Genomic DNA, 23,555 nt, shown 5'->3' on the forward strand with positions numbered 1-23,555 from the left:
GACGTGCGATCCGTGCGTGCTGACCTGATCGAAGTCCTGCCCGTCATCCTCAGGAGGAACGCGGCCCGCTTCGCGGGCAAGGTCGCCTTCTCGGACGTCCAACGGGCGGTCACCTACGATCAGTTGGAGGAGCGGACGGGGCGGCTGGCCGGCCATCTGGCCGGACTCGGCGTGCGGCGCGGTGATCGGGTGGCGATCTGCCTGCGCAACTGCGTCTCCATGGTGGAGAGTTACCTCGCCGTCGTCCGGGCCGGCGGCGTGGGTGTCCCGGTCAACCCGGCCTCCACCGCAGCCGAGCTGGACTGGCTGCTGGCGGACAGCGGTGCCGCCGTGGTCGTCACCGACGCCGTGCACGCGCCGGAATTCCTCCGCCTGTCTGCGCCGGCATCCGGCGTCACGGTGCTGGTGACGGGCACGAACCCGGCGCCGGAGGGCACCCGTTCCTTCGACGAACTGGCGGTCACCGAGCCCGCGACGCCCGCGCCGGACGATCTCGGCCTGGACCACCCGGCGTGGATGTTCTACACCTCGGGGACGACCGGAAAGCCGAAGGGGGTGCTGTCCACCCAGCGCAACTGCCTCTGGTCAGTCGCCTCTTCCTACGTCCCGATACCGGGACTCTCGCAGGAGGACCGGGTGCTGTGGCCGCTGCCGTTGTTCCACAGCCTCTCCCACATCGCGTGCGTGCTGTCGGTGACCGTGGTCGGGGCGAGCGCCCACCTCATGGACGGCGCGTCCGCGGAGGACGTCCTGGCGGCCCTGCGCGCCCACCGGTCGACTTTCCTGGCCGGCGTTCCCACCACCTACCACTACCTGGTCGAGGCGATCCGCCGGCAGCCGTTCTCGCTGCCCGACCTGCGGATCGGCCTGGTCGGCGGGGCGGTCGCCGACTCCGGGCTGTGCCGCGCGTTCCGCGAGAGCTTCGGCACGCCCCTGGTGGACGCCTACGGCAGCACGGAGACGTGCGGGGCGATCACCATGAACCCGCCCGACGGCATGAGGGTCGACGGTTCCTGCGGGCTGCCGGTGCCCGGAGTCGAGGTCCGCCTCGTCGATCCCGGCACCGGCACGGACGTCCCCACCGGGTGTGAGGGCGAGGTCTGGGTCAGTGGCCCGAACGTCATGCTCGGCTACCACGGCCGGCCCGAGGAGACGGCCGCGGCGATGCGGGACGGCTGGTACCGCACCGGCGACCTGGCCCGGCGCGACGAGCACGGCTACTTCACCGTCTGCGGCCGCATGTCGGACCTCGTGATCAGGGGCGGCGAGAACCTCCACCCCGAGGAGGTCGAGACGGTGCTGCGCGCGGCCCGGGGCGTGGCCGACGCCGGTGTGACCGGAAGGCCGCACGACACGCTCGGAGAAGTACCGGTCGCCTATGTCGTCCCGGCCTCCGACGACCTGGACGTCCCGGCGCTGGTCGAGCTGTGCCGCGCGCGGCTGGCCGCCTTCAAGGTGCCCGAGGAGATCTACGAGGTCGCCGCGATCCCGCGTACCGCCTCCGGCAAGATCACGCGGCGCGGGCTCGCCGAGCAGCCCGCCGTACTGCGGTACGCCGCGAGCGGTCACCACGACGACTTGTTCGAGGTCGACTGGGTGCGGACTTCCGCCCCGGTGTCCGGCGCAGGCCCCGCGTCCTGGGCGATCGTGGGCCCCGGTGCCGCCGCACTGGCCGCCGCCTGGCCGGGCGGCGCCGCCCACCACACCGACCTGGCCGGCGCCGACGGCACGGCGGACGTGACCGTGCTCCTGTCGGCCGAGGAATCCGGGCAGGATTCCGTGGCGGCGGCCCGCACCGGCGCCCGGCGGTTCGCCGAGCGGCTGGCCGACTGGCTTGCCCGGCCCGAACACGGCGGGGGCCGCCTGCTCGTCCTCACCCGCGGCGCCGTGGCGGCGCGCCCCGAGGACAGTGCGCCGGATCCGGCCCAGGCCGCACTGCGGGCCGCCGCGCGCGCTCTCCAGACGCGGTACCCGAACCGGCTGGTCGTCGCCGATCTGGCTGCGGACGGCGAGCCGGTTCCGGCCGAACTGACGTCGGCGCTCGGGGCGGACGAGCCGTGGCCGGCGCTGCGGTCCGGTGTGCCGTACGCGCCGAGGCTGGTGCGGGTGCCGGTGTCCGATCGACTGCGGCGGCCCTGGCCCGGCGCGAAGGGCACCGTCGTGGTGACCGGCGCCGGTTCGGCGCGCGGGGCGGCGGTTGTCCGCCACCTGGCCGCCGTCCATCAGGTCCAGCACCTGCTGTTGGTGGGCGAGGAGGGCACATCCGATCCGGATGTCGCCGGGGCGGAGGTGCGGTGGTCGTCCGGTGACGAACGGTCCTTGCGGGCCGCGATCGCCGGCGTGGCCGCTCCGGTGACCGCTGTGATCCATGCGGACGGCGACCTGGCTCCGGCAGCCTTCCTGGCCGCCGCCACGTCCGGGCAGCCCCATCGACAGACGTTCCTGGTGATCGCCGATCCGGCCGATCCAGTGGTCGCGCCCGGCGGCACCGGCGCGCCCGGCGGCACCGGCGCGCCGGACGGGACCGGTGAGACGGACGATCCGGACGTGCTCGTCTCCGCCGTCCTCGCCGAAGCCGTGGCCCGCCGCCACGGTGGGTCCTTCCTCGCCTGGCCGCGGGACGAGGCCGCTGATCCGCGCAGGGTCCGCGGCGGGCTGTCCGCCGTGGACACCCTGCTCGCCGGGGACCGTTCGTCCCTGCTCAGCCTGCACCTGCGTCGACCGGCCGGCGGCGCCGCGGTGCCGCCACTGCTGCGGGCCGTGTTCCCCGAAGTCTTTGCACCGAGCCGTCCCGACGACGCCGTGACGGCCGCCCTCCACGACGAGCTCGCCCGTCTCGACGAGCGGTCCCGGCGCGCCCGGTTGGAACAGCTGGTCATGGAGCTGACCGCGGTCGTGCTGCCCGGGTCCGCTCCGCAGGCCCCCACGGCCGACCGCGCCTTCCGTGACCTCGGCCTCACCTCCGTCGCCGTGGTGGAACTGCGCAACCGGCTGACCGAGCGCACCGGACTGTGGCTGCCCACCACCGTCACCTTCGACCACCCCACCCCGCGTGCCTTGGCCGAGCACCTGCGTGCCGAGGTGTTCGGCGGCCCCCGGCCGGTCGCGGAGGCCGTTCCGGCCGTCGAGGCGGACGACCCGGTGGTGATCATCGGCATGGCCTGCCGCCTGCCCGGTGGCGTCAGCAGCCCCGACGAGCTGTGGCGCCTGGTCTGCGAGGGGCGCGACGCGCTGTCCCGGTTCCCCACCGACCGCGGCTGGAACATCGAAAGCCTGTTCGACGCTGATCCCGGCCGCTTCGGCACCTCGTACGTCGACCGGGGCGGATTCCTGCCCGATGCCGGGGAGTTCGACGCCGGCTTCTTCGGGATCTCGCCACGGGAGGCACTGGCCATGGATCCCCAGCAGCGACTGCTGCTGGAGACCTCGTGGGAAGCGCTGGAGCACTCCGGCATCGACGCGTCGACCCTGAAGGGTGCCGACGTGGGCGTCTTCTCCGGGGTGATGGAGCAGGAGTACGCCCCCTCCGGCTCCGTACCGGAGGCGGCCGAGGCGTTCGCCACCGCGGGCCGGGCGGCCAGCGTGGCGTCCGGGCGCGTCAGTTACGTGCTGGGGTTCACCGGGCCTGCGGTCACGGTGGACACGGCGTGCTCCTCCTCCCTGGTCGCCCTCCATCTGGCAGCCCAGGCCCTGCGTACGGGGGAGTGCGCCATGGCGCTGGCCGGAGGCGTCACGGTCATGGCCACCCCCCGGACCTTCGTCGAGTTCTCCCGGCAGCGGGCGCTGGCGAGCGACGGCCGCTGCAAGTCGTTCGCCTCGGCCGCGGACGGCACCGGATGGGCCGAAGGCGCCGGCGTGCTGGTGCTGGAACGCCTCTCCGACGCCCGGCGCCACGGACACCGTGTGCTCGCGGTGGTGCGCGGCTCCGCGGTGAACCAGGACGGCGCGTCCAACGGCCTGACCGCGCCGAACGGGCTCGCCCAGCAGCGGGTCATCAACCGGGCCCTGGCCGCGGCCGGCCTGTCCGCCGCCGACGTCGACGCCGTCGAGGGCCATGGCACGGGAACGGTGCTGGGGGACCCCATCGAAGCCGGGGCGCTGCTGGCCACGTACGGCCAGGGGCGCGACCCGGGACTTCCGCTGTGGCTGGCGTCGTTGAAGTCGAACATCGGCCACACCCAGGCCGCGGCCGGGGCGGCCGGTGTGATCAAGATGGTGCAGGCGCTGCGGCACGCGGTGCTGCCGGCCACCCGCCATGTCGACGGGCCGACGACGAAGGTCGACTGGTCGGCGGGCGCGGTGTCCCTGCTGACCGAGAACCGGCCCTGGCCGGACACCGGACGGCCGCGCCGTGCCGGAGTCTCCAGCTTCGGGCTCAGCGGCACCAACGCCCACGTGATCCTGGAGGAAGCACCGGCCGTCCCCGAGGAGGCTCCGGCAGCCGGTGCGGAGGCGTCGGCGGCACACGAGGAGGCACCGTCGGCAAGGGAGGAGACGTCGGCGGCGCCCGCCGTGCTGCCGCTGGTGCTCTCCGCCCGCAGCGAGGGCGCGCTGCGCGGCCAGGCCCGACGGCTGGCCTCCCTCCTCGAAAGCACCGGCGACTCCTGGGCGGACGTGGCCACGGCTCTCGTGTCCCGCAGGGCCGCCATGGAGGAGCGGGCCGTCGTCCTGGCCCGCAGCCGGGCGGAGGCACTGGCCGCGCTGGCGGCACTGGCCGCGGGGGAGAGCAGCCCCGCTGTGGTGCGCGGGACCGCCGCCGCGCCCGACACGCATCGCCGGGTCGTCATGGTGTTTCCCGGCCAGGGCTCGCAGTGGACCGGCATGGGGCGAGAACTGCTCGCCCACTCACCGGTGTTCGCCGAGCGGGTCGGCGTCTGCGCGCGACTGCTCGCACGCTGGGCCGACTGGTCGCTGCTCGACGTCCTGCGCGGCGACGCCGATCCGGAACTGCTTCAGCGGGTGGACGTCGTGCAGCCCGCCAGTTTCGCCGTCATGGTCGGGCTGGCGGCGGTGTGGGAGTCGGTGGGAGTGCGCCCGGACGTGGTCGTCGGGCACTCGCAGGGCGAGATGGCCGCGGCCTGTGTGGCCGGCGCCCTGTCGCTGGAGGATGCGCTGCGGGTGGTTGCGCTGCGCAGCCGGGCCATCGCCGCGCGGCTGTCCGGCCGTGGCGGGATGGCCTGGGTCGCGCTGGACGCCGACGCCGCGACGGAACGCATCCGGCCCTGGGGCGGCCGGCTGGCGGTCGCGGCGGTGAACGGTACCGCCTCCGTCGTCGTGTCCGGTGCGGCCGACGCGCTGGACGAGGCGCTGGCGGAGCTGGCCGACGAGGGCGTACGGGTGCGCCGGGTCGCGGTGGACTACGCCTCGCACAGCGAGCAGGTGGAGGACATCCGCGATGCGCTGGAGGAGGCGCTGGGCGGGCTCGACGCCAAGGCTCCGGTGGTGCCCTTCCACTCGACCGTCACCGGTGAGCCGGTCGTCGACGCAGGCGTTCTCGACGGCGAGTACTGGTGGCGGAACCTGCGTCAACAGGTCCGGTTCGGGCCCGTCGTCGGTCGGTTGCTGGACCAGGGCCATGACGTCTTCCTGGAGGTCAGCGCCCATCCGGTGCTGGTGCAGGCGGTCACGGAGATCCTGGACGAGGCCGCCGTGCCCGCGTTGGTCACCGGGTCGCTTCGCCGGGACGACGGCGGCCCGCTCAGGCTGGCGGCCTCGATGGCGGAACTGTTCGTGCGCGGGGTGGCGGTGGACTGGACCGGCCTGCTGCCCGCCCCGGGCGCGGACTGGGTGGAGCTGCCGACGTACGCCTTCGACCGGCGGCACTACTGGCTTCGGGCGGCACCCGCGGGAGACCTGGCGTCGCTGGGGCTCACCGACGCCGGGCACCCGCTGCTGGGCGCGGTGGTCCGGACGCCCCATCCGGGCGGCGCGGTCGCCACCGCCCGGTGGTCGGCCGCGCCGCACCCCTGGCTGTCCGCGACCGGCGACCCGGTCGTCGTACCCGACGCCGCCCTCGTCGAACTGGTCGTACGCCTCGGCGACGAGACCGGCACACCCGTCGCCGACGAGCTGACCGTCGACCGTCCGGTGGCCCTGCCGCGCCACGGCGGCCGCGTCGTCCAGGTCGTCGTCGGCGAGGCCGGTGCGGACGGGCGCAGGTCCGTCGAAGTGCACTCCCGTGCCGAGGCGGCCGCGCCGGACGGGCCGTGGACACGGCACGCGCACGGCGTCCTGGCCCCCGCCTCCGAGGCCGCGGACCTTCCCGGCCTCGGCGCTCCCGCCGAGGCCGCGCTGCCCGAATCCGCGCTGGGCGACGTTCCTCGCTACGGCATCCACCCCGCGTTGCTGGATGCCGCCGTCCGCACCGCTCTGCCCGAGAACACCCGGGCCGTGCGGTGGACCGGGGTGCGGCTGCTGGCCTCCGGCGCGTCCGCGCTGCGGGTGCGGTCGGGCAGCACGACGCCGGCCGGAGACGGCCATCGGGTAGCGGGCCTGGAACTCGTCACCGCGGAGGGCCGGCCGGTCATGACCGTCGACGGCCTCGAAGCGGAGCCGGTCACCGAGGACGAGGGCGGACCGGCGGACCATCTCTTCGCCGTCGAGTGGGGAGAATGGAGCCCCGAGGAGCCGGCCGTCGTCGGCGTCCGGCACGTCGTGACGGCCGCCGACGTCACCGCGGCGACCGGCGTGGATCTGCTGGTGTACGAGGCGGAACCCGGGGAGCCCCGGGTGGCGGTCGCCTCGGCGCTGGCCGTGCTCCAGGCGTTCGTCGCGGCTCCGGGCGCCGATACGACCCGGTTCGCCGTCGTGGTCCCCGACGGCACCGATCTCGGCGCGGCCGCCGTCGGCGGCCTGGTGCGCTCGGCCCAGTCGGAACATCCGGGCCGGATCGTGCTGGTCGAGGCCGACGAGGCGGGCCGGGCACAGGCGCCCGCCGTGGCGACGGGCGCCGAACCCTGGCTGCGGATCAGGGGCGGGCGCACCGAGGTGCCCCGGCTGGCCAGGCCGGCCACCACGGGTGCCGCTCGCCCGCTGGACCCGGCGGGCACGGTGCTGATCACCGGAGGCACCGGCACCCTCGGCGCCCTGACCGCGCGGCACCTGGTCACCCGCCACGGCGTACGGCACCTCGTGCTCGCCGGGCGGCGGGGTCCCGCGGCGGAGGGGGCCGGCGAACTGGCGGCCGAACTGACCGCGCTCGGCGCGAACGTCACGGTCACCGCCGTCGACGTCGCCGACCGCACCCAACTGGCCGCACTCATCGACGCGGTCCCGGCGGAGCACCCGCTCACCGCGGTCGTGCACAGCGCCGGCGTCCTCGACGACGGCGTGCTCACCGCGCTGACCCCGAGCCGCCTCGACGCCGTGTTCCGTCCCAAGCTGGACGCGGCGCTGCACCTCGACGAACTGACGCGGGATCTGGACCTCGCCGCCTTCGTGCTCTTCTCGTCGGCCGTCGGAGTGCTCGGCAATCCCGGGCAGGGCAACTACGCCGCCGCCAACGCCGCGCTGGACGCGCTGGCCGCGCGGCGGAACGACCTCGGGCTGCCTGCGGTGTCCGTCGCCTGGGGCTACTGGAGCCGGTCCAGCGGACTGACCCGGCACCTGGGCCACGCCGACCTGCGGCGCAACGAGTCCGTCGGCATGTCCGGTCTCTCCGACGCCGAGGGCATGGCCCAGTTCGATGCCGCGCTGCGGACCGGGCCGCAGTGCGTCGCGGCGAAGCTCGCCCCGGCCGCCCTCGCGGCCGCCGACGTCCCGGTCCCCGCCCTGCTGCGCGGCCTGGTCCCGCAGCGCCGCCCGGTCGCCCGCGCCGTGGTCACGGACGTACGGCCGACCGCGACCGGGCGACTCACCGGGTTGCCGCCCGCCGAGCAGACCGCCGCACTCCTCGCATCGGTACGCCGGCACGCCGCGGCGGTCCTCGGCCACACCGGGCCCGGTTCCGTCGGCGCCGACCGGACGTTCAAGGACGCCGGGTTCGACTCGCTGACCGCGCTGGAACTGCGCAACCGGCTGGCCTCGGAGACCGGGCTCACCCTGTCACCGGCGATGATCTTCGACTATCCGACGCCCGTCGCGCTCGCCGAGCACCTGCGGGCCGAACTCCTGGGAGAGCCGACAAGCCCTCCGGCCCCGGCGCGACAGGAGACATCGCCCGCGGCGGATCCGATCGCCGTCGTGTCGATGGCGTGCCGCTTCCCGGCCGGGGTGCGGAGTCCGGAGGACCTGTGGCGGGTGGTGTCCGAGGGAATCGACGCGGTCGGATCGTTCCCCGAGGACCGTGGCTGGGACACCGACGGACTCTTCCACCCCGACCCCGACCACCCCGGCACCACCTACGTCCGCCACGGCGCCTTCCTGGACGACGCCGCCGGGTTCGACGCGGCCTTCTTCGGCATCTCGCCGAACGAGGCGCTGGCGATGGACCCGCAGCAGCGGCTGCTCCTCGAAACGGCGTGGGAGACGTTCGAGCGGGCCGGCATCGACCCCACCGGACTGGCCGGCCAGGACATCGGGGTGTTCGCGGGCATCAACAGCCACGACTGGTCGGTACGGCTGCACCGGGCCGCCGAGGTCGAGGGGTTCCGCCTGACCGGCAGCTCCGGCGGTGTCCTCTCCGGCCGGATCGCCTACCACCTCGGCCTGGTCGGCCCCGCCCTCACCGTGGACACCGCGTGCTCCTCCTCGCTGGTGGCGCTGCACCTGGCGACGCAGGCGATGCGGCTCGGCGAGTGCTCCATGGCGCTCGTCGGCGGTGTGATGGTGATGGGCAGCGTCGAGACCTTCGTGGAGTTCTCCCGGCAGCGCGGCCTCGCACCCGACGGGCGCTGCAAGGCGTTCGCCGACGCCGCCGACGGCACCGGCTGGTCCGAGGGCGCCGGGCTCCTCCTCCTCGAACCCCTCTCCCAGGCCCGGCGACGCGGGCATCCGGTGCTCGCCGTCGTTCGCGGCAGCGCGGTGAACTCGGACGGTGCCTCGAACGGGCTGACGGCGCCGAACGGTCCTTCGCAGCAGCGGGTGATCCGGCAGGCGCTGGCCGTCTCGGGTCTGGAGCCGGCGGATGTGGACGTGGTGGAGGCCCATGGGACGGGTACCACCCTCGGAGACCCGATCGAGGCCCAGGCGTTGCTGGCGACGTACGGGCAGGAGCGTGAACGGCCGTTGTGGCTGGGCTCCGTGAAGTCGAACATCGGGCACACCCAGGCCGCGGCCGGCGTCGCGGGCGTGATCAAGATGGTGCAGGCGCTGCGCCACGGCGTACTGCCGCCCACACTGCACGTCGACCGTCCTTCGACCCACGTCGACTGGGCGGCGGGTAGCGTCCGGCTGCTGACGGAGACCCGTGACTGGCCGGAGACCGGACGCCCGCGCCGGGCCGGTGTGTCGTCCTTCGGCATCGGCGGCACCAACGCCCACATCATCCTCGAACAGGCCCCTGAACCGGACGCGCCCGCGCCCGATCCGGGCTCCGTGTCCGCGGAGTCCGGCGCCGAGCCGGGCCGCGCATCCAGCCGGTCCGCCCCGCTGCCGGCGCACCGACCGGCCGAGTCCGCCCTCGAAGCGCCGGACCCCGCCCGGGTGCCGGTGCCGTTGTCGGCGCGTACCCCTGCCGCGCTGCGTGGTCAGGCCGCCCTGCTCGCCGACTTCCTGGCCGGCCGCCCGGACGTGACCCTCCCGGACACGGCTCTGGCCCTCGCCACCGGCCGTGCCCAACTCGACCGCCGTGCCGTGCTGCTGGCCCGTGACCGGGACCAGCTGCTCGTCGGCCTGCGCGCGCTGGCGGACGGCTCGGCCGCAGACGTCATGGGGAGCCCGGCCGATGGCAAGCTGGCCTTCCTCTTCACCGGCCAGGGCAGCCAATGGGCCGGCATGGGCCGGGTCCTGGCCGAGACGTTTCCGGTGTTCGCCGAGGCGTTCACCGACGCCTGCGCGGCCGTGGAACGCCATCTGGGCGACCTCGGCGCGCGTCCTCTCGCCGAGGTGGCGTTCGGTGAGCCCGGCTCCGCCGAGAGCGAGCTGCTCGACCGGACCATGTACACCCAGGCGTGCGTGTTCGCGCTGGAAACCGCGCTGTTCCGGCTGTTCGCCTCCTGGGGTGTGCACCCCGATCTCGTCGCCGGACACTCCATCGGGGAGATCACCGCGGCCCATGTGAGCGGCGTGCTCGGCCTGGCCGAGGCCGGTGAACTGGTGGCGGCTCGCGGCCGGCTCATGCAGGGGCTGCCCCCGGGTGGCGCCATGGCCGCCGTCCAGGCCACCGAGGCCGAGACGGCCCCGCTGCTGGAGCGCGCACCGGGCACGGTGGCCGTCGCGGCCGTCAACAGTCCCGGCTCGCTGGTGCTGTCCGGCGAGGAGGATGCCGTGCTCCCCGTCGTCCGCGAGCTGGCCGCACGCGGGCGCAAGACCCGCCGGCTCCCGGTCGGTCACGCCTTCCACTCGCCGCTGATGGCGCCGATACGCGAGGAGTTCCGTACCGTCGTCGAACGGCTGACGTACCGGCCGGGCGAGCTGCCGGTCGTGTCCACCGTGACCGGCGCCCTCGTCACGGACGGCCGGCTGGCCACCCCGGACCACTGGGTCGAACAGGTCGAGGCCCCGGTGCGGTTCGGTGCTGCCGTCACCGCTCTGTGCGCGCAGGGCGCGGTCACCTTCGCCGAACTCGGCCCGGGCGGCGCCCTTGTCGCCATGGCTCTGGAATCGCCCGACGTGCCGGCCGAGGGCTGCTTCCCGACCCTGCGGGAGAACGGCACGACGACGGACGTACTGACCGCGCTGGCCGGGCTGCACACACGGGGCGTACCCGTCGACTGGCCGGCGGTCCTCGGCCGCCCGGCCACCGGCACGCTCGCCGCGGAGCTGCCCACCTACGCCTTCCAGCACCGGCGCTACTGGCTCGACGAGCTCGCGCCGGGCGAGAGCGGTGCGGTGCGGGCCCTTCCGGAGGCCGAGCCCGCCGGTGACGCGGTGATCGTCACCGGCCGTTCCGACGCGGACCGGCGCCGGACGTTCCTGGAGCTGATCCGGGAGAGCACCGCCGTCGTCCTCGGCTACCGCGGCGACGAGGTGTTCGACGAGGACCAGCCGTTCAAGAGCCTCGGCTTCGACTCCCTCACCGGGGTCCGGCTCAGCCGTCGGCTCCACGACCTCTCCGGCGTGCAGGTCCCCGCGACCGCGGTGTTCGACCACCCGACCCCGGCGGCGCTGGCCGCGTATCTGCTGGGGGAGAAGCCCTCGTCCGCCGTCGCCGTACCGTCGTACGCGAACGAGCCGATCGCGATCGTCGGCATGAGCACGCGGCTGCCCGGCGACGTGAACAGCCCGGAGGAACTGTGGCGACTGGTCGCCGACGGGCGCGACGCCGTCTCCGGGTTCCCGATCGACCGCGGCTGGGATCTCGAAGGGCTCTACCACCCGGACCCGGCCCACCCGGGGACCAGCTACACCCGCGCGGGCGGATTCCTGCACGACGCCGCGCAGTTCGACGCCGGGCTGTTCGGGATCTCCCCGCGCGAGGCGCTGGCGATGGACCCGCAGCAGCGGCTGCTGCTGGAGACCTCCTGGGAGGCGCTGGAGCACGCGGGCATCGACCCGCTCTCGGCCCGTGGCCGGGACGTCGGTGTCTTCACCGGGATCGTCCACCACGACTACGTCACCCGCCTGCGCAGCGTGCCCGAAGAAGCCCAGGGCTATGTGATGACCGGCACCTCCTCCAGCGTGGCCTCGGGGCGGGTCTCCTACGTGTTCGGCTTCGAGGGCCCGGCCGTCACCATCGACACCGCCTGCTCCTCGTCGCTCGTGGCGATCCATCTGGCCGCGCAGGCCCTGCGGCAGGGCGAGTGCTCCCTGGCGCTCGCCGGCGGCGCGACCGTGATGGCGAGCCCGGACGCCTTCCTGGAGTTCTCCCGGCAGCGCGGACTGTCCGCGGACGGCAGGTGCAAGGCCTTCTCGTCCACGGCCGACGGCACCGGCTGGTCCGAGGGCGTGGGCGTGGTGGTCCTGGAACGGCTGTCCGTCGCCCGGGAGAAGGGCCACCGTGTCCTCGCCGTCGTTCGCGGCAGCGCGGTGAACTCGGACGGTGCCTCGAACGGGCTGACGGCGCCGAACGGTCCTTCGCAGCAGCGGGTGATCCGGCAGGCGCTGGCCGTCTCGGGTCTGGAGCCGGCGGATGTGGACGTGGTGGAGGCCCATGGGACGGGTACCACCCTCGGAGACCCGATCGAGGCCCAGGCGTTGCTGGCGACGTACGGGCAGGAGCGTGAACGGCCGTTGTGGCTGGGCTCCTTGAAGTCGAACATCGGGCACACCCAGGCCGCGGCCGGCGTCGCGGGCGTGATCAAGATGGTGCAGGCGCTGCGCCACGGCGTACTGCCGCCCACACTGCACGTCGAAGAGCCCACCCGGCAGGTGGACTGGTCGTCCGGTGCGGTGCGGCTCCTCACCGAGGCGCAGGAGTGGCCGCGCGGCGACCGGCCGCGCCGCGCCGCCGTCTCCGCCTTCGGGGCGAGCGGTACGAACGCGCACGTGGTCCTCGAGGAGGCCGACCCCGTCCCCGAGGAGGCCCGGCCCGCCGCACCCGAGCCCCCGGAGGGCGCGGACACCCCGACCCCCGTGCTACCGCTGGTGCTGTCGGCCAGGACGCCCCGCTCGCTGGCCGCGCAGGCCGGCCGGATGGCCGCGTTCCTGGGGGACCCGGCTTGTCCGTCGCTCCCCGCTGTCGCCCGGACGCTGGTGACCGCGCGGGCGACGCTCCCCGAGCGGGCCGTCGTCGTGGCCGGGACGCGTACGGAGACCCTGGCCGGTCTGGGGGCCCTGGCCCGGGGCGAGAGCGCGTCCCACGTGGTCACCGGCAGCGCCGCGGTCGCACCGGGCAAGGTCGTCCTGGTCTTCCCGGGCCAGGGGGCCCAATGGGCCGGCATGGGGCGGGACCTGCTGGACGCCTCGCCGGTGTTCGCGCGGCGGATCGCCGAGTGCGCCCGTGCCCTCGCCCCCTGGATCGACTGGTCCCTGATCGACGTCCTGCGGGGCGACGCCGACGCCGAGACGCTGGAGCGCGTCGACGTCGTCCAGCCGGCGAGTTTCGCGATGATGGTCGGCCTGGCGGCAGTGTGGGCCGCGGCCGGCGTGCTGCCCGACGCCGTCGTGGGTCATTCGCAGGGCGAGATCGCGGCGGCCTGTGTGGCCGGGGCGCTGTCGTTGGAGACCGCCGCCCGGATCGTCGCGGTCCGCAGCCAGGCCATCGCGGTCACCCTGTCCGGGCGCGGCGGGATGGCCTCGGTGGCCCTGGACGCGGAAGAGGTGCGCCGCCGCCTGCTGCCCTGGGACGGGCGGGTGGAGATCGCCGCCGTCAACGGCCCCGCGTCGGCGGTGATCGCGGGGGACACGGAGGCGCTCGGCGAGGCCCTCGACGCACTGGCGGCGCAGGGGGTCCGGGTGCGACGGGTGCCGGTGGACTACGCCTCGCACACCCGGCACGTCGAAGACCTGGAGGAGGTGCTGGCGCAGGCGCTCGCGGGCATCGAGGCGAGCGCACCGCAGGTGCCGTTCTACTCCACGGTGACCGGCGACTGGGTCACCGACGACTCGGTCCTGGACGGCGCGTACTGGTACCGCAACCTGCGCCGACCGGTGGGGTTCGGGCCGGCCGTCGCGGAGCTGCTGCGGCTGCGGCACGGCGTCTTCGTCGAGGTCAGCGCCCACCCGGTGCTGGTCCAGCCGGTCACCGACCTGGCGGACGACGGCGCGGCCGGGCCCAACCGTCCGGTCGTCTGCGGCAGCCTCAGGCGCGACGACGGCGGCTTGGGGCGCCTGCTCGCCTCGGCCGCCCAGCTCTTCACCGGCGGTGTGCCGGTCGACTGGGCCGCGGTCCTGCCGACCGGCGTCACCCCCGCACCCGACCTGCCGACGTACGCCTTCGAGCGCCGGCACTACTGGCTGGGCGAAGGCCTGGAGCCCGACCACGACGCCGGGGCGGCCGGGGGCGCGGACGACGACTTCTGGACGGCGGTCGAACACACGGACATCGGCTCGCTCGGCGAGCTGCTGGCCCTCTCCACCGACCAGCGCGAGGCGCTGAGCACGCTCGTGCCCGTCCTCACCGACTGGCGCAAGGGCAGGCGTGAGCGCTCGACCGCGGAGAAACTGCGCTACACCGTCACCTGGAAACCACTGGAGCGGGAGTCCGTGGGAGTCCCCGGCGGCCGGTGGCTCGTCGTCGTACCGGACGGCGCGCAGCCGGACGAGCTACTGGACGCGCTGACCGGGTTCGGGTTCGACCACATGCTGCTGACGGCCGGGGAGGCGGACCGGTCCGCGCTCGCCGAGCGGCTCACCGGCGTTCTCGCCGGGTGCGAGGTGTCCGGTGTGCTGTCCCTGCTGGCCCTCGGCCGACGCCCGGGCACCGGCCCGCAGGACCCGACCGCGCTCACGGTGTCGACCCTCGCGCTCGTCCAGGCGCTCGGTGACGCGGGTGTCACCGTGCCCCTGTGGTGTGCGACCCGGGGCGCGGTGAACATCGGCATCCGCGACACCCTCGACGCGCCCGCCCAGGCGGCGTTGTGGGGACTCGGCCGGGTCGTCGCGCTGGAACGCCCCGACCGGTGGGGCGGTCTGATCGACCTGCCGGCGAGCATGGGGCCGCGGACGGCGCAGCACCTGCTGGGTGTGCTCGGCGGAACCTCGGGCGAGGACCAGCTGGCGATCCGGCGCTCCGGCGTCTACGTCCGCCGGCTCGTCCGCAAACCCGTGACCGGGTCCGCCGACGCCGGCTGGCGGCCGCGCGGCACGGTCCTGGTCACCGGCGGCGCGGAAGGGCTCGGCCGACACGCCTCGCTGTGGCTGGCGCGGGCCGGGGCCGCCAGGCTGGTCGTCACCACGACCATCGGTGCGCCCGAGTACTGCGTGGACCGTCTGCGTGCCGAACTCGGCGAGTCGGGAACGGCGTTGGAGTTCTGCGCCCAGCGGGACACGGAGCGGCTCGCCGAGCTGCTGTCCGCCGATCCGCAGCGGCCGCTCACCGCCGTGGTGCACGCCGCCGACATCACGCAGACCAGTCTTCTCGACGACACGGGAGCGGCGGACGTCGCGGCGGTCTTCGGGACCAAGGTGGAACCGGCGGTCTGGCTGGCCGAGCGGTTCGCCGGCACACCGCTCGACGCGTTCGTGGTGTTCTCCTCGATCGCCGGTGTCTGGGGCGGTGGCGGCCAGAGCCCGTCCGGCGCGGCCAACGCCGCTCTCGACGCCCTCGTCGAGTGGCGCCAGGGACAGGGCCTCGCGGCGACCTCCATCGCCTGGGGAGCGCTGGACGAGGTCGGGGTGGGCATGGACGAGGCGGCCCTGGCGCAGTTGCGGCGCCGCGGTGTACTGCCGATCGCCCCGGCGCCGGCGGTCACCGCGTTGGCGCAGGCGGTGGAGGCGGGTGAAAAGGCCGTCACCGTCGTCGACATGGACTGGGCCGCCTTCATCCCGGCGTTCACCTCGGTACGGCCCAGCCCCCTGTTCGCGGATCTGCCGGAAGCGGCGGACGTGCTGCGGGCGGCGGAGGCCGACGACGGCGGCGAGACCACCAACTCTCTGGTGGACTCCTTGCGTGCGGTCACGGAGGCCGAACAGGACCGCATCCTGCTGCGGCTCGTGCGCGGTCAGGCGGCGGCGGTCCTCGGGCACAGCGGCGCCGACGCCATCGGCCCCGCCCAGGCATTCCAGGAGGTCGGTTTCGACTCGTTGGCCGCGGTCAACTTCCGCAACGGGCTGCACACCGCGACGGGGCTCAAGCTGCCGTCCACGCTGGTCTTCGACTATCCGACCCCGGAGGCGCTCGTCGGCTACCTGCGGGAGGAACTGCTGCGCGACCCCGGGGACGACCTCGGCGTCCGGGACGAGGACCTCAGGCGCGTGCTCGCCACCGTCGCGCTGGAGCGGTTCCGGGAGGCCGGGGTGCTGGAGACACTGCTCGCCCTCGCCGACGACGGCGGGGCGGCCGGCGCGGATGCCGGGGCCGTCGCGGCGTCCGGGGACGACGACGAGGAAGACCTCATCGACGCGATGGACGTCAGCAGCCTGGTGCAGCGGGTCCTGGGCACCTCGGGCTGAGACGGCGTCGGTGCCGCCGCGGACGAGCCGCGATGAATCGGAGGGGGAACACCATGGTCGAGCGAGTTCCGGTGCGTCTCGGCGCCCGGTCGTACGACGTGCTCATCGGCCCCGGCGTGCGTACCCGGCTGGCGTCCGTGCTGCACGGACTGGGCGTGGCCCGGACCGTCGTGGTCTCGGCCCGGCCGCGCGAGTGGGTGCCCGAGACGGGCGTCGAGACGCTGGTGCTCGCGGCCCGGGACGGGGAGCCGGACAAGACCCTGGCCACCGTGGAGATGCTCTGCCGGGAGTTCACCGCGTTCGGGCTGACCCGGCGGGACGCGGTCGTCTCCTGCGGCGGGGGCACCACCACGGACGTGGTGGGGCTCGCCGCGGCGCTCTACCACCGGGGTGTGCCGGTGGTGCACCTGCCGACGTCCCTGCTCGCCCAGGTCGATGCGAGCGTCGGCGGGAAGACCGCGGTGAACCTGCCCGGGGGAAAGAACCTCGTGGGTGCCTACTGGCAGCCCAGCGCCGTGCTGTGCGACACCGACTACCTCACCACGCTGCCCCGGCGGGAGCTGCGCAACGGGCTCGGCGAGATCGCCCGGTGCCACTTCATCGGCGCCGACGACCTGCGCGGCCTGCCGCTCGCCGAGCAGATCGCCGCGAGCGTGACCCTGAAGGCGAGGATCGTCGAGCAGGACGAGCGCGACAGCGGCCTCCGGCACATCCTCAACTACGGCCACACCCTGGGGCACGCGCTGGAGGTGACCAACGGTTTCGCCCTGCGGCACGGTGAAGCCGTGGCCGTCGGCACGGTGTTCGTGGGCATGCTCGCCGGAGAACTGGGCCGGATCACCCCGGACCGGGTGGCCGAGCACCAGGCCGTGGTGGAGCACTACGGCCTGCCCACCGCCCTGCCGGCCGGGCTCGCCACCGAGGAACTGATCCGGGTGATGCGCCGGGACAAGAAGGCGGTGAACGGGCTGTCCTTCGTCCTGGACGGCCCGGCGGGAGCGGAGCGGGTCGCCGACGTCGCCGAGGACGTCGTGGCGCGGGTTCTGGAGCGTATGCCGCGGCGGCCGCTCGCGGAGCTGCTGCGCGAGACCGCGCGGGCCTGACACACCGAAGGGGGCTCCCGGCACATCGGGAGCCCCCTTCGGGCGGATACGGCGGTCAGCCGTGCGGACCGCTCACTGCCGGGGCTGGATGAACGACATCAACGGGGTGACCGCGTGCCGCCCGGCCTCCTCCTTGATGGCCTGCTGGAGGGAGGTGAGCTGGATGTCCACGAGTCGGCGGGTCCTCGGATCCGTGAGAACGGTCGTGACCTCGCCGTCCTCGTCCTGGACGTCCTCCATCTTCGCCGGGGCCTCGCTGAGGTGCACCCACGGGCCGCTGACCACGAACGCGTGGCAGTCGTGCAGCACACGGCCCAGATCGCTGAGGGCGTTGCGGCCGAGGCCGACGCCGGGCGTGGCCACCATGGTGACGACGCATTTCGCCAGCAGAGCGGACCTGACCATTGGACGAGAGGCCCAGTCGATGGCGTTCTTGAGCACCCCCGGAATGGATCCGTTGTACTCCGGACTTGCGATGATCAGGCCGTCCGCCTCGGCGATCGCCGTGCGCAGTCGGTGTACCGGCTTCGGGGGGTCCGCGACGTCGAGGTCCTGGTCGTAGAGGGGCACCTCACCCAGGCCGTCGAAGAGTTCGATCTCCATTCCCTCGGGTGCCAGCGGGGGCAGTGCACGCAGTAGCCGCGTGTTGAACGAGTCCTGACGCAGTGACCCGGAAATGGCGAGAATACGCAACGAAAAAGCTCCCTGTTGTGTTTTTCGAATCGCGTCACCGTAACAGCCCGCCTGCCCGGTAGTGGATCCTTTTTGGCCTTAATGGTGAGCCCTTTACATGGTCCGTCCGGCGCCCCTCGCGCGGCCATCCGTCAGGTTGGTAGTTCTTGGCTCCATGGGCCACGAGGCCTTGCTGGGGCGGCAGTTCGCTGTCTACCTTCAGTCGGCATGACGACGTATACGGTGGAATCCACGCACAAAACGGTGCGTTCTGGAGTCCTCGACCCAAAGGCGCCGCCCGCCGCCACGATCGAATCCGGTGACGAGGTCGACTACCCGAATACTTGGACGAATTGGCAGAACGAGATGAAATTCGGCATGTCGTTCGCCGAGCGCGCACGCCTGCGGGAGCAGTATCCGGGTTGCCCCTTCCAGCTGATCGGGCCGGTGGAAATGGCCGGTTCTCAGCCCGGAGACGTGATCGAATGCCGGCCGGTGCGGCTGCGGCTCGCGGACTGGGGGTGCAACGTCTTCCCGACCGGTGCGGGGGCGCTCCCGCACGACTTCGACGAGCCGTACACGCACTACTTCCGCTTCGACGAGACGCGGACCCGCGCCGACTACGTGCACGGGATCTCCTTCGCCCTGGCGCCGTTCCTCGGCATCGTCGCGGTCGAGCCCGCCGGTGACGACCCGGTCAGCGCGCTTCCGGCCGGCGCCTACGGCGGGAACCTGTCGCTGCGCGAACTCACGGTCGGCTCCTCGCTGTTCCTGCCGGTGGTCAAGCCCGGCGGCCGGATCTGGGTGGGCGACGTGCACGCCCTCCAGGGGGACGGCCTCGTGGACCAGACGGCGATCAAATCCACTGCGGAGGAGCTGCGGATGCGCTACGACCTGCACCGGGGCGTCGGACTGACCCGACCGTTGGCCGAGACCGACACCCACTGGATCGGCTTCGGCTTCGCCGACAACCTCGACGACGCCCTGATCGACTGCGTCCGCGGCATGATCAGCTGGGTCGGCGTCGCGACCGGCGTCGGTGCCGCCGAGGCGTACGCGCTGTGCAGCATCTCGGCGAGCTTCCGCGTCACCCAGTACGCCGACCAGCGCGGCGCCCCGCACGTCGGCCTCGACGGACCGCCGAAGGGCGTGCACGGCCTGCTGCCGAAGGACATCTTCCCGGCGGAGCTGCGGGCGCGTGTCGACCGGTGGCTGCGCCCGGACAGCTGACGGGCCCGTAGGGCTGCCGGTGGGCGGGGCCGCCGACCGGCAGCCGCCCGGGCGATGAGGGTCGCCTCTCAGCCGAGGTCGATCAGAACCTTGCCGGTCACCCCGCCCTCGACCGCGTCATGGGCGTCGCCGGTGCGGTCGAGCGGGTAGCGGTGGAGCGGCAGCCCCGCGTCCTCGCCCACGGTCAGGGCTCCGTCCGCGACCGCCGCGGCGACGTCCGCCACGGCGGCGTCCTTCTCCTCGGGCGACAGCGTCAGCGCCAGCACGAACTGGTAGCGCAGGTTCCGGCCCATCAGCAGCCGGGTGGGCAGTCGGACTTCGCCGTCGCCCTCCGTCCCGTAGGCGGCGACCGTGCCGCCCGGGGCGAGTACCTCGACATCGAGATCGAGGTTCGCGGACGGCGCCACCTCGGTGATCAGGCTCACCCCCGCGGGCGCGATCGCGCGGATGTCCGCCGCGGCGCTGTCCGACCGGTGGTGCACCACATGCCCGGCGCCCGCGGCGCGCGCCAGCTTCTCCTTCTCCGGGGTGCCGACCGTCGCGATCACCGTCGCGCCGCTCCACGTCGCGAGCTGGATCGCCGCGTGGCCGACGACGCCCGCGCCGCCCGCCACCAGTACGGTGTGCCCGGCCAGCGCGTCCGGCCCGAGCCGGGCCGGCGCCTGCTGCGCCGAGGTCAGACACCGGTGCGCCGCCAGCGCGGGCAGCCCGATGCTCGCTCCCAGTTCCAGCGAGGCGCCCGGCGGCAGTTGCACCGCCTGACGGGACGGCAGCACCACGAACTCGGCGGCGGTGCCCTGCGGACGCCGCCAGGCCGACTCCCACATCCACACCCGCTGCCCCACGCGCTCCGCGGCGACGTCGGGGCCGACGGCCTCGATCACGCCGCTGCCGTCGTGATGGGGGATCACCTCGGGGTACATCAGGCGTCCGTCGACATGACCGAACCGACGGCACTTCCAGTCGGTGGCATTCACCCCCGAGATCGCCACCCGGACCCGGACCTCGCCGGGACCCGGCTCCGGCACCGGCCGGTCGACCAGTCGGAGGACATCCCGGTTACCGACCGACGAATAGAGGATCGCCTTCACTGGCACTCCTTCGACAGCGAGCCGCTGTGGAACCGGAAGCCGTCCCACGGCCGCGAGGCTAACCGCCGCAGCTCCGGCGGCACAGCGCTTCCCGTGATGCCTGTCAAGGTGAGGGATGGCGGGACGCCCGGGGATCACTAACGTCGTTCCGGTCCGCCGGTTCTGCCCGGCTCGAGGAGGATGTCGTATGGCAGCGCCCATCACCCACCAGCAACTCGTGGACCGGACCGACCACTTCGCCCCGCCGACGGTCCTGACCGCGGCGGCGCCGTTGTCCCGCATGCTCTACCCGGACGGGCACGTCGGCTGGCTGGCCACCGGGCTGGAGGTGGCCAAGGAGGTGCTGAGCAGCCCCGCGTTCAGCCACAACTTCCATTCGGCGCACTTCCCGATGCTGAAGAAGGGGGAGCCGTTCTCCTCCATGCCGATCATCCCGGGCATGTTCATCCACATGGACCCGCCCGAGCACACGCGCTACCGCGGCATGCTCACCGCCGAGTTCGGCACGCGCCGGATGGCCGAACTCGCCCCGCGCATCGAGGAGATCGCGGCCGGACAACTCGACGCCCTGCGCGCCCAGGGCTCGCCCGCCGACCTGCTGCCCGCCTACATCCGGCCGCTGGTGCTGCGGGTGCTCTCCGAGGTCGTCGGCGTTCCCTACGAGGACACCCCCACGCTGGCCGCGCTGGCAGACACCGCCAATGACGACGACGTCCCGCTGGAGGACGAGTTCGCCGCCGAGAAGCGGGCGTTCTTCCTCACCCGTGACCTGGTCGAGCGGGCCAGGACCTCGCCCGGGGACGACGTCCTGGGACGGCTGACGGCGGTCGACGGACTCTCCGACCGTGAGATCACCAACATGCTGCTGGTGGTGTTCGTTGCCGGTTTCGCCACCTGTGAGGGAGCCGTGGCGGCCGCGGCACTTGCTCTGCTCCACCACGGCGAGCAGCTCGCGGCCTTCCGCGCTGCGGCGGAATCGGGCAAGGGCACCGGCCCGGCGGTCGAAGAACTGCTGCGCCACACCACCGTGAACCAGTATCAGATCTTCCGCACGGCGCTGGAGGACACGCGCCTGCACGGCGAACTGGTCCGCAAGGGAGACACGGTGACCGTCTCGCTGCCGGCGGCGAACCGCGACCCGGCTCAGTTCGGCTGCCCCGCGCACCTGGACCTGGGCAGGGAGGACGCCTCCGGACACATCGCGTTCGGCTACGGCGCCCACGCGTGCGTCGGCCAGCGCCTCGGGCGCGCCGTGCTGGGCACCGCGCTGGAGACGCTCGTACGGGGGCTGCCGGGGCTGGCCCTGGACGCGCCGCTGGAGGACATCCCGCTGCGGGCCCGTACACCCGTGCTGAGCGTGCAGAGGCTGCCCGTGCGCTGGTAGTCCGACGTCCGACCCGCACAACGCCCGGCCGGTGGACCCGAGCCGGGCGTTCGGCGTGCCTGGTCCCGCACCGTGATGCCCCCGGGCCGTGAACACGGCCGTCACGGGTTCTCGGGCAGGGACCCCGTCCGTTCACTGCCGGCCGGGCCCGGTCACTGAGCTCGCGCGACCGGGGCGCCCAGCAGCTGTGCGCGCAGTTCGTCGACGAGAGCGGTGGCACCACCCGGCCCGGCAGTGCCGAACACGTGGTGGTCGGGGCGGACCAGGACGTTCGCCGCGCCGAGTCGTTCGAGACACGCGTGGTAGACGCCGTCGACGTCCCGTACCTCGCCGGGCCCGGCCGGTGAGCCGGGCGGCGCCAGACGTACCACGCGGGTCCCGAGACCGGCCAGGAACGCCCCGTGTGCGTCGCTCAGCCCGGCCGGGTCCTCCGTGGTGATCAGGACGAAGCCGGTGCCGATGAGTTGATCGAAACGGCCACGCACGCCGTCGGCCTCCACCGTGCCGGCGATCAGGACTTCGCCCGCGCCACCGCACCCGCCCGCGGCCGGCCGCAGCAGCCCCTTCGTCAGAGGCTCGGCGGCGGGTGGGCCTTGTTGCCTGCGGCCACCGCCGTTGGCCAGGATCGCAGCGTCCCGGTCGGCGGCCGCCGCCGGGTCGGTCACACAGATCACCCGGCCCAGCTTGACCGAAGCGGTGATCGACGCCTTGGCCTGGAGGCGGCGTTCCAGCGTGTAGGTGTCGAGCAGCCGGTCCGGCGCCCGGTCCGTCAGCACCAGGTCGAGCTTCCAGGCGAGGTTGACGACGTCCCGGATGCCGGCGCACATGCCCTGTCCGGCGAACGGAGGCATCAGGTGGGCGGCGTCCCCGGCGAGGAAGACCCGGCCCGAACGCCACTGGTCGGCCCACATGGCGCGGAACTGGTAGGTGGTGTTGCGCAACAGCGTGGCCGTGGCCGGAGTGACCCCGTGCGGGGCGAGCAGGCGCCATGCGGCCTCCGTGGTGTCCAGCTCCGCGGCGCTCTCGCCCGGCAGGCGCATGAACTCCCAGCGGCGGCGCCCCGGCCCGCTGCCGACCATCGTCGTGGGGCGTGCCGGGTCGCACAACTGCACGTTCGTCGGGACGAACTCGCGGGGCGTGTCGAGCCGGACGTCACAGAGCAGCCACTCGTAGGAGAAGCCGAGGTCGGTGACCGACACGCCGATGTGTTCGCGCACGAAGCTGTTGGCGCCGTCGCAGCCCACCAGGTACCGGGCGGTGAACGTGCGCGTCGCGCCGTCCTCGGTGACCGCGGTCGCCGTGACGCCCGAGGGCGTCCGGGTGATGTCCACCACGCGGTGGCCCACGTGCGTCCGGACGCGCGGGAGCGTCGCCAGCCGTTTCGCGAGCAGCTCTTCGAGCGCCGGCTGGTGCATCGTGTTGGCGTCCGGCCAGCCGTACCGGCCGGTGCGGCTGAACGCGATGTCGAGCAGGGGCCGGTCACTCGCGCCACGCCACTGGTAGCCGGTCGCCGGCTCGGAGATTCGGGCCAGGTCGTCGCCGATACCGGTGGCCGCGAGCAGGCGTGCGGTCTCCCCGTCGAAACTCGTCGCGCGGGGCAGCGGATAGGGTTCCGGCCGGCGCTCGATGACGCACACCCGATGGCCGCGGTCGGCCAGCAGGAGGGCGAGTACGGCGCCCACCGGGCCCTGGCCGACGACGATGACGTCTGTGCCGGGGGTGTCCGGAAGGGGTTCGGGCTGATGCGGGGTGCCGGGCATGTCCAGAGGCCTCCGTACCGCGACAGGTGATGCGGCGGGCAACGGCTTCGGAACGCTACCGGCGGCCTGCGTGGCGTTGTCAAGGCCCGACGAGGGAGGTGATCGTACGACTGTCAGGCTGGGGGATGCTGGTGCTGCCGCGGTCGGCGTAGCCTGACGGCGGCGCACGAGGTCGGTGCGCGCACCGACAACGGGGGGGATGACGTCGAGAAGCCATGGAAGC

Annotated in this window: 7 protein-coding genes; 4 read left to right on the forward strand and 3 right to left on the reverse strand. The window is 73.7% G+C overall.

Annotation, left to right across the window (positions count from 1 at the left end; genetic code table 11):
- Window positions 1-12 precede the first annotated feature (12 nt).
- Both G9272_RS38345 and G9272_RS38350 read left to right on the forward strand, forming a co-directional pair.
- The gene (locus tag G9272_RS38345) at window positions 13-16,092 is read left to right on the forward strand and encodes a type I polyketide synthase (protein WP_171400812.1); all 16,080 of its coding nucleotides are present in this window, start codon (window positions 13-15) and stop codon (window positions 16,090-16,092) included.
- A 53-nt stretch (window positions 16,093-16,145) separates the two neighbouring features.
- Window positions 16,146-17,195, forward strand: a complete 1,050-nt coding sequence (locus G9272_RS38350; protein WP_171400813.1) for a 3-dehydroquinate synthase family protein — start codon at window positions 16,146-16,148, stop codon at window positions 17,193-17,195.
- Between the two features lie 72 nt (window positions 17,196-17,267).
- Here the strand turns inward: G9272_RS38350 and G9272_RS38355 are convergent, their stop codons facing one another.
- The gene (locus G9272_RS38355; RefSeq protein WP_216377852.1) at window positions 17,268-17,888 is read right to left on the reverse strand and encodes an NADPH-dependent FMN reductase; all 621 of its coding nucleotides are present in this window, start codon (window positions 17,886-17,888) and stop codon (window positions 17,268-17,270) included.
- A 207-nt stretch (window positions 17,889-18,095) separates the two neighbouring features.
- Between G9272_RS38355 and G9272_RS38360 the strand changes: the two genes are divergently transcribed.
- Window positions 18,096-19,097, forward strand: coding sequence for an acetamidase/formamidase family protein (locus G9272_RS38360; protein ID WP_171400814.1), 1,002 nt, complete (start codon window positions 18,096-18,098; stop codon window positions 19,095-19,097).
- A gap of 68 nt (window positions 19,098-19,165) precedes the next feature.
- Here G9272_RS38360 and G9272_RS38365 read toward each other — a convergent pair whose 3' ends face one another.
- Window positions 19,166-20,188, reverse strand: coding sequence for an NADPH:quinone reductase (locus G9272_RS38365; RefSeq protein WP_171400815.1), 1,023 nt, complete (start codon window positions 20,186-20,188; stop codon window positions 19,166-19,168).
- Between the two features lie 187 nt (window positions 20,189-20,375).
- Here G9272_RS38365 and G9272_RS38370 point away from each other — a divergent pair, with 187 nt between their 5' ends.
- Window positions 20,376-21,572, forward strand: coding sequence for a cytochrome P450 (locus tag G9272_RS38370; RefSeq protein ID WP_171400816.1), 1,197 nt, complete (start codon window positions 20,376-20,378; stop codon window positions 21,570-21,572).
- A 152-nt stretch (window positions 21,573-21,724) separates the two neighbouring features.
- On the opposite strand, the gene G9272_RS38375 is transcribed toward G9272_RS38370, so the two are convergent.
- A complete protein-coding gene (locus G9272_RS38375) occupies window positions 21,725-23,332 on the reverse strand; it encodes a bifunctional 3-(3-hydroxy-phenyl)propionate/3-hydroxycinnamic acid hydroxylase MhpA (RefSeq protein ID WP_171400817.1) in 1,608 nt (535 codons plus the stop codon).
- Window positions 23,333-23,555 lie beyond the last annotated feature (223 nt).

Source organism: Streptomyces asoensis (assembly GCF_013085465.1).
Taxonomy (GTDB): Bacteria; Actinomycetota; Actinomycetes; order Streptomycetales; family Streptomycetaceae; genus Streptomyces; species Streptomyces cacaoi_A.

Excerpts from the sequence above, each read along its gene's own strand:
- G9272_RS38350 (WP_171400813.1), top strand. The coding sequence starts at position 16,146 with ATGGTCGAGCGAGTTCCGGTGCGTCTCGGCGCCCGGTCGTACGACGTG.
- G9272_RS38370 (WP_171400816.1), top strand. The coding sequence starts at position 20,376 with ATGGCAGCGCCCATCACCCACCAGCAACTCGTGGACCGGACCGACCAC.
- G9272_RS38360 (WP_171400814.1), top strand. The coding sequence starts at position 18,096 with ATGACGACGTATACGGTGGAATCCACGCACAAAACGGTGCGTTCTGGA.
- G9272_RS38375 (WP_171400817.1), bottom strand. The coding sequence starts at position 23,332 with ATGCCCGGCACCCCGCATCAGCCCGAACCCCTTCCGGACACCCCCGGC.